This is a genomic window from Streptomyces sp. SID5785, from assembly GCF_009870065.1.
GTDB lineage: Bacteria > Actinomycetota > Actinomycetes > Streptomycetales > Streptomycetaceae > Streptomyces.
Genome location: NZ_WWIA01000463.1, coordinates 1 through 5,119, shown reverse-complemented (window position 1 = coordinate 5,119; position 5,119 = coordinate 1). Strand labels below are relative to the sequence as shown.

The window sequence follows — 5,119 nt, the reverse complement described above, 5'->3', positions numbered from 1 at the left end:
CCTACGCGAGGACGACTTCCGCGCACTCGCCGACTTCACCCAGTCCCTGACCAGCTCACGAACCACCGGCTGAGCACCTCACCCACTCTTCAGGCTGCTCCGCGCTCGGAACCCAGGTCTTTTACGGGACAGCCCCTAGAGCTCGTAACGAGATCTTGAATGTCAGGGCTGGCTGTGAGTGCTACTCGGCTGGGCGCTTCCCGTAGTAGGGGCTGATCGTCTTGGCCAGCTTGCGCTGGATCACGCGTAGCAATGTGATCGTTTCCTCGTCGGTCCGCCCGGTGGATGTCCGCCATTCGACCCCCGAGCCCACGAGGTCGCTCACGAAGACGATCTCTGTTACCAGGAGCGTCCGTGCCCAATCGACCGGCTTGAGTGGGGCATTGTCAGCCAGCGCACCCCGTAGCCTTTCGCACTGACTGAGGAGATCCTGTGTGTCGGTGAATCCCATGCCAACAGCGAGTTGATCGCTGCAGTGCGCCGGGCCGCTCCATTCCAGCAGCGCGCGACGGAGCAGTTGGACCTCATCCTTGTCGAGTAGTTCGCTTGGCCTCGGAGCCTCGTGCGGCATCAGGGCAGACCCTTCTCTCTGGCTCCTGCGACGTCACGCGGTCCCTCACGAACGACGCCTGCGCCGAACCTGGGCCGAGGTGCTGTCCCAGGCCGGTGCACGCTCAACCTACCTGTTTCGTCAGTAGTCTCCAGCAGATGAGGCTGCAGACCGGCGAGACAGATGCATCGTGAAGTTCGGGGCGCCGTTCCCAGCGCACGGCCAGGCGCTTGAATTGGTGGAGTAGGGCGAAGGTCTGCTCGACGACGGAGCGGAGTCTTCCCAGTCCCTTGATGTTCGGGGAGCACTTGCGCGAGATCACCGGCAGGATGCGTCGGCGCCGCAACTCGTGCCGCACGGCTCTGGAGTCGCACGCCTTATCGCCGAGCACCGCCTCGGGGCGCCGTCGCGGGTGGCCGTGGCGTCCGGCGACCGGCGGGATGCCGTCGACCAGGGCCAAGGCCTGAGTGATGTCGTTGACGTTGGCCGCGGTGGTGATGACGTGGAGCGGGGTGCCGCGTCCGTCCCAGATCAGGTGATGCTTGCAGCCTGTCTTCCGCCGGTCGACCGGCGACGGACCAGTCGCGGCTCCCCTGTTTTCGCGCGGACGTGAGAGTCGTCCACGCACGCGCGAGTCCAGTCGAGTTCACCGGCCGCGTTCAGTTTGGCGAGCAGCAGCCGGTGGAGCCGGTCGAAAACTCCGGCCTGCTGCCAGCGATCCAGCCGTCGCCAACAGGTCTGACCGGAGCCGAACCCCAGCTCCAGGGGCAGAAGTTGCCAGGCGATATCGTTGAACAGAACGTACAGGATGCCCTGCAAACAGAGTCTGTCCGGCAACGGCCTAGGGCCTGGAGGCTGCTCCGGCCAGGCCGGGAGCAGCGGTTCGATTAGTGCCCACAAGTCGTCGTCCACGATCCACGGCCGAGTGCTCACTCCCACACCGGCGGCAGAATCATCACACCGGTCACGCCCGCCCAGGGCATTTCGACAAGATCGCGTTACGATCTCCTCACTACTCCGCGGCGCTCGCAATGAACGTATGGATTTCGGCCGCGAGGTTGCGCATTTCCTCTCCCGCCGCGTGCACCGTGCAGGTCTCGAAATGCCATTCCTCGGACGGCGCCCGATCGCAGATCCTCCATGTCAGTTGGACGTGGCCACCAGCGTGGTGCTCCGCCGCGAGGGTCAGGTCGTAGCAGAGAGAGTGCCAGGTGCGCACTCCTTCCCAGCCCCGGAAGTCTTCGGCAAGTGAGACCAGGAAAGTGTCGAGTCCGTCGCCGCCCCAGGTCTCCACGGAGGTCTCGACGTTCCCCCAGGGGCCCTGGGCCCTGACGAGGAAGTCGAGCGTTGGTTCGTCTTCGTACCTTCGGGCCGGTTCCGAGATCAGTAGGCGTGCAGGCTCGGAGTCTCCCAGCTGAACCATAGGGCGGCCCGAATCGTCATAATCGATCACTCAATCATGGTAGAAGACTGCGCTGGGCGGCGATCGCCCAACCATGGATGTGGATCCTGAGCGCGAACTCGTTCCCGACGGGCTGTGACAGATGCGTGGGCACGAGCCGACTTGTGGCGGCGCCTCGACAACGAAGCCCTCGACCGGATGGGTGCTGCAGGGAGGGTCGACTGGCCCGGTGCATCCACACCAAAGACATTGGCCGGGTCATGCACGAACATTCACGGCGTTATAAATTCACCCCACCCGAAGGTAGCCACATAGGCCCTTTTAAATCTGTCCCGCCCACGACCTCCACCTGCATGTATCACAATACAGCAGAGAATGAACCATGAGAAGAAACCGACACCAACGATCATTGCCCATTTGAAGACACCGAAGTGAAGCAATACAACGACAGCTACCACCGTACTGAACAGGCCGAAATGCGCTCCGTCGACACTTGCCCGCACAGCATTTCTCACATTGATTCGGTCATCCGCTAGATCCCCACCGTATGGACCCTTCTCAGACCCATCCGGCCGCTCACACACTTTCCTTACCTCCATGACCACACCACCTGTTTCACCATTCCGGTCGCCTAACATCGAAGCGACGCGATCAGCGCTTGCAGAGTAATTCACAACCTTTCCGCCAGCATAGAGATCTATCGCTTTACCCGATGCGTCAATTCGGCAACATTTGGCATCCCTAGCCCGCCAGCTACTGAGCTTGAATGAGTAATGCCGGCCTGGACGGCTGGCCTCGGTTCCCGCTGAGACCTGAGTCAGATATGGGCCCTGATCTGCTTCACCGAGTGCCCCAGTGTGTCGCCGAAAGTGACCAGGTCCTCGGCAGCGAACCAGCCACGTTCGGGGTTCCAGATTGCGATCTCGAAGCGGGCGAAGCCGCACGGCCAGTCGTAGTCCAACGCATCCAGCGACGTGTCGGTGCCGCAGCAGGGCACTTCCACGACCAGGGTGGCGAAGCCGTCCTCGCAGTGGCTCTCCAGCAGGTCGGCGTACCACTCGGTGTCGATCGAGGCGCCGCAGTGCGGACAGCCGATCCGTTCCAGGTTGTCGCCGCAGTCGACGGGGGTGAGGGTGTCGTACCAAGCGACGTCGATCTCGACCTTTACGCCATCGGACAGGCCGGGAGCCAGGTCCGCGGCGAGCGCGGCAGTCCGCTCGGCCGCCGCCCGGCCGGGCTGCCACTGGGGATCGGTTGGAATGATCGACAGGACGTCGTCGCTCACGGGCTCACTCAATTCGTCGGGCACAGGCGTTCGGCAGGGTGCAGCGATCGTAGGGCCACGTAGCAGGCCGGTCGATCCCCGGGTTCGTTACTCGTGGATCGCAAGGCCAGTGCCGGCGAGGCAGCCGTCGACTACGTGCGGGCGGTACTGGATCTGCTGGAGCCTGCGCTTCACGGTCCTGGTGATCTCGCCGAGGTCGGCCGCCGCGAGGTTGCCGATGTCGCGCTTGACCAGCGACCAAACGCCCTCCTGCGGGTAGAGGTCCGGGGCGTTCACCGGAGCTCGATGGAAGTGGGGACGTATGGCCGACAGGACGGAACCCGAGCGCCTGGGCGCCGGTGGATTCGGGGAGGTGTGGCGAGCCAGAGACGAGCGGCTCGGCCTCGACGTGGCCGTCAAGTCCGTCTGGATTCCGCTTTCGGTGTCATACGAGGAGCGGCACCAGCGATTGGTCCGCGCCGAGCGCGAGGCCCGTAACGCAGCCCGCTTGCGCGACCATCCGAACGTCGTGGCCGTGCACGACGTCATCGTCCACGACGGCGTGCCGCGGATCGTCATGCAACTCGTGGACGGAGTGTCTCTGCAGCAACGCCTGGAGCAGAACGGGCCGTTGGGCGTCGGCGAGACGGTCAGGATCGGCGCGGCCCTGCTCGGCGCACTGAGCACAGCGTACGCGGCGGGGATTCACCACCGCGCCATCAAGCCCGCCAATGTGATGCTCACCCGCGACGGTCACATCCTCCTGGTGGACTTCGGGATCGCGGTTCATCAGCACGACACGGCGCTCACCGAGACGGGCATGATCATCGGCTCCGTCGAGTACCTGGCTCCGGAGCGTGCCCGGGGCGAACCTGCGGGACCGGCCGCCGATCTCTTTTCCCTAGGGGCCACGCTGTACCAGACGGTCGAGGGAGTTGTCGCCTTTTCGCAGGGACACGGCGGGCGTGACACTCGGGGCGGTCCTGTTCGACGACCCGCCTCCCGCGCGCCGGGCCGGTGAGGGCCTGACTCGGCTCGTCACCCGGCTCCTCGTGAAGGACCCGGGCGAGCGTGCTACCGCGTCCGAGGCGGAAACCCTTCTGGCGCAAGCGCATGACAACCCGTCCGGCACGCCGCGGTCGGCGACGTCAGCGTGTGCGGTCGGACAGTTGCCGTCGATCGACGAGGAACGCCGACGCAGAGCGGTCGGCGCACTGGCCACAGTGGAACGGGCGGCACGTGCCTGCGAGGGTGAGGAGGCCGCCTACCTGGGCCAGGCGGCCCGAATATGGGCCGAGTTGGACGCGACACGTGCGCTGCGGCTCTGCGACGAAGCCGAGCGGCTCGCCCGCGACCTCGTCGCCGTGACCCTGGGGCACTCCTTCCGTCTCGTCGATCTGGTCGAGGCCCAGGCCCCGACCGACCCGGAGGCGGCCGAGGTCATGGCCCGGGCCGTTCACGAGCCACCTTGGCAGCGTGCAACAGCCTGGCTGGCCGTCGCTCGAGGCTGGCTACGCCCACAGGAGCAGCCACAGGAGCAGCCCTCCTCATGAGCCCGTCCCGGCCCCGGCGTGCGGGGCCGGGTACGCCGACGTCGTACCGGTGACTCGCGAGCGTGCCACCCGCCGCCGGCCGCGGCGGTGACCGCTCAGGTCGTGGGCTGGGCGTTCTTTCGTCGCTCGTAGTGACGTCTGGCTTTCATGCGGTTCCCGCAGCCGGCCATCGAGCACCATCGGGCGCTGTTGCTCTTGGAGTGGTCGATGAGGAACAGGCTGCATTCGTCGGTGTTCTCACACGAGCGGATCCGGCCGGGTGCGCTGCGCTGGAGCGCATCCCAGGCCACGGCGGCGCGTGCCCCCAGTGCGTGATCCGCAGGGGCTGCCAGTTCCCAGGAAATGCCGCA

8 protein-coding genes are annotated in these 5,119 nt (G+C 65.5%); 2 read left to right on the top strand and 6 right to left on the bottom strand.

From position 1 onward, the window contains the following. Positions 1-181: 181 nt before the first annotated feature. The 5 genes from GTW43_RS15280 to GTW43_RS15260 form a co-directional block, all read right to left on the bottom strand. Complete coding sequence (locus tag GTW43_RS15280) at positions 182-571, bottom strand: hypothetical protein (protein WP_161302476.1); 390 nt, start codon at positions 569-571, stop codon at positions 182-184. Positions 572-674: 103 nt separating this feature from the next. Further along, a protein-coding gene (locus GTW43_RS15275) for an IS5 family transposase (RefSeq protein ID WP_343246013.1) occupies positions 675-1,483 on the bottom strand; the annotation gives its coding sequence in 2 pieces (ribosomal slippage) (positions 675-1,150 and positions 1,150-1,483; 810 coding nt in all). A gap of 79 nt (positions 1,484-1,562) precedes the next feature. Further along, a complete protein-coding gene (locus tag GTW43_RS15270; RefSeq protein WP_161302478.1) occupies positions 1,563-1,973 on the bottom strand; it encodes a DUF6228 family protein in 411 nt (136 codons plus the stop codon). 796 nt (positions 1,974-2,769) lie between these two features. Further along, a complete protein-coding gene (locus tag GTW43_RS15265) occupies positions 2,770-3,237 on the bottom strand; it encodes a hypothetical protein (RefSeq protein ID WP_161302474.1) in 468 nt (155 codons plus the stop codon). A gap of 87 nt (positions 3,238-3,324) precedes the next feature. Beyond that, positions 3,325-3,513 carry a hypothetical protein gene (locus tag GTW43_RS15260; protein WP_161302472.1) on the bottom strand — a complete coding sequence of 63 codons (189 nt, stop codon included), beginning with the start codon at positions 3,511-3,513 and terminating at the stop codon, positions 3,325-3,327. Between the two features lie 25 nt (positions 3,514-3,538). On the opposite strand from GTW43_RS15260, the gene GTW43_RS15255 reads away from it, so the two are divergent. Next, positions 3,539-4,237, top strand: coding sequence for a serine/threonine-protein kinase (locus GTW43_RS15255; RefSeq protein WP_161302470.1), 699 nt, complete (start codon positions 3,539-3,541; stop codon positions 4,235-4,237). Next, complete coding sequence (locus tag GTW43_RS15250; protein WP_202501465.1) at positions 4,182-4,769, top strand: hypothetical protein; 588 nt, start codon at positions 4,182-4,184, stop codon at positions 4,767-4,769. Before GTW43_RS15255 ends, GTW43_RS15250 begins: the two co-directional genes overlap by 56 nt. A gap of 95 nt (positions 4,770-4,864) precedes the next feature. Here the strand turns inward: GTW43_RS15250 and GTW43_RS15245 are convergent. After that, a partial coding sequence (locus GTW43_RS15245; RefSeq protein WP_202501462.1) for a CGNR zinc finger domain-containing protein occupies positions 4,865-5,119 on the bottom strand: 255 nt, incomplete at its 5' end.